The 2,790-nt window shown below is 48.9% G+C and carries 1 protein-coding gene; it reads left to right on the forward strand.

Going from position 1 to position 2,790, the window contains the following annotated elements:
- Positions 1 to 2,790: calcium-binding protein (locus GY843_RS20305; protein WP_367183881.1), on the forward strand; the 2,790-nt coding region annotated here is incomplete at both ends.

The following is a 2,790-nucleotide window of genomic DNA, read 5'->3' on the forward strand; positions in this document are numbered from 1 at the left end:
GAAATTGCTGAAATTACCTACGGTGAAGATGACGGCGGTGAATTCTCTCTGATTCGTGTGATTAGCCAGCAAGGCGATGGTGGTGCGGGTGGTGCCAATACAGAAACTGGTGCACATGATGAAGATCACGTTGGCTTTATTAAAGTTTATGGTGATGAAGTTACCGAAGAGGATATTACTGTCCAGGCGGCAGGCGTATTTGATGGCATAGATAAACTCGAGCGTGCTGAGGAAGTATATGCCGATAACAACCTGGGAATGACTCAGGAGGTATTTTCAAATACGGATGACACCCTATATGAGGGTTCAGTGTTTAAACAGACGGACCGTGTTCATATCGGTATGGGTGTGCAGGAGGTTAATACCGGTGGCGGTAATGATTTTATACGTAGCTACTCCGATGCCGGTGAGCCAGACCCAGCGCAAACTGACGGGGATGACGGACGAGTAAACCCTGCTATCGCTGCGGGTGCAGCAGACGATATTTTGGCGGGTGGTCAGGGCCGTGACACATTTATGTTCAATTTCCTGCTGAACGCTAAAGAAGAGATTCTGGAAAAACATACCCGATCCAACGGCACAATTAACTGGAAGGGTGTGGCCGGGGAAAATGATAACGTCCACGACCACTGGGTTGAGGGTATAGGTACCGATACTATCCTTGATTTCTCTAAACAGGATGGCGACAAAATTTACCTGCGGGGCCATACGGTTGAAATTGCGGGTATTACTCAGGAAGAAGATGAAGGTGGTCAGTACTCTCTGATCGAAGTCCGATCCCAGCAAGGGGATAACGGCGGTGCCCATGACGAAGATCCTTTGGGCTTTATTAAAGTTTATGGTGATGTAGTCACAATTGAAGATATCAAGGTTAAAGCAGCAGGTGTTTTTGATGGTATCAATCTCTTAGATGATATTGCCGAGGCTGAGCTGGAAGCGCCAGCGAACTTAGAACAACCAGATCTGGAACAGTTGCAGTTTGGTGCTGAAAACCCGGAAGAAATCAGTCTTGAATTTACCGGCACTCAGTTCGGAGATGTGATTCGCGCAGGCAGCGGACAGCAGCTTGTTGAAGGCGGAGCGGGTCGTGATTATCTGATCTCTTATGGTGATGCAGGTGAACCTGATCCAGCACAAACAGATGGTGCGAATGGCCGCATCAATCCAGCATTGCCTGATGATGTTGGCAACGATGTGTTTGTGGGTGGTAGCGGTGCCGACACGTTTGAGTTCCGAGCTCTGCTTAATGCGCGTCGCGAAGTTATCGAACACCACACCAATAGTAGCGGCACGATCAACTGGCGAGGGGTGGCTGGCGAAAACGACAATGTTCATGATCACTGGGTTGAAGGAATAGGCCTGGATACGATTATGGATTACTCCAAGGAAGAGGGAGATAAGATTGTTGTCCGAGGCCATACCGTGCAAATTGCCGAAATTAGCTACGATGAAGATGAAGGTGGAGAGTTCTCTCTAATCGAAATCTACAGTCAGCAAGGCGATGGAGGCGCTGGCGGTGCCAATACCGCTACAGGTGCCCATGATGAAGATCCGTTAGGTTTTATTAAGGTTTATGGTGACCGAGTTGAGATAGAAGACATCAAGGTCAAAGCGGCCAATGTATTCGACGGTGTCGATCGTCTGGATATGGTTGATGAGCTGGGTGACTACAACGGGGGTGTCCAGGAATTTTCATCAACCACCAGTGAAGAGATCATCACGTCTCCAGCTTCTATTGAAACAGTAGACCGCGTGTTTATTGGTAGTGGCGCCCAGTTTGTCGATACAGGAGTCGGTCGCGATAAGATCATGGTTTATGCCGATGGCGGAGAGCCTGAACCGGCGCAACTAGGTGGTGATGACAGGGAAGTGCCAGCTGAGCTGTCTGATGATGTGATCCGTGGCGGGCAAGATGCAGATCAGTTCCAGTTTAATTTCCTGCTAAATGCCACTGACGTAATGATGGCTCGCCATACCCGTGAAGATGGTTCGATCAACTGGCGCTCTGTTGCCGGTGAGAATGATGCAGTGCATGACCATTGGGTTGAAAATGGGGGTGACGATACCATTCTTGATTACTCAAATCAGGATGGCGATAAAATCATCCTGCGTGGTCATACGGTTGAGATCGCAGATGTTACCCAAGGCGAAGATGAGGGTGGCGATTATTCACTGATCCATGTCCGCTCCCAGCAAGGTGATGGTGGCGGTGCCCATGATGAAGATGGGTTAGGTACCATCAAAGTTTATGGTGATGAAGTAACCGCAGACGACATCAAAGTTGTTAAGAAAAACGTCTTTGATGGCATCGATATCTTTGAGCCGATTCCAGAAGATGAGGTGCCAAACCTTATCTACGGCAGCAATAGCGCAGACTCTCTCTCAGGAACTGAAGGTTCTGACAACATCCATGGCGGCGGTGGTAAAGACACTATCCTGGGTAACGACGGTGATGACTTTATCTTTGCCGGATCCAGTAACGACCTGGTGATGGCTGGAGAGGGCAATGACTGGATCGAGGGTGGTCGAGGTAATGATTACCTGGATGGCGGTTTAGGTGATGATTTTGTGGTTGCTGATTCGGGTAATGACATGATGGTTGGTGGAGCTGGCGGTGATCATTTTGTCATCGAAAATGGCTCTGCAGGTGCAACCATCCTGGATTGGCAGGATGGCCAGGATCTATTCGATTTTTCCCGCATGGATACCGTTGAAAGTCTGGTTGATCTGGATATTTTCCAGATGGGCCCTCAGATGGCGTCTCTTTCGTTCATCAATGAAAATGAAGTC

This window comes from Neptuniibacter sp. (assembly GCF_024231755.1).
In the GTDB taxonomy this organism is placed as follows: Bacteria; Pseudomonadota; Gammaproteobacteria; order Pseudomonadales; family Balneatricaceae; genus Neptuniibacter.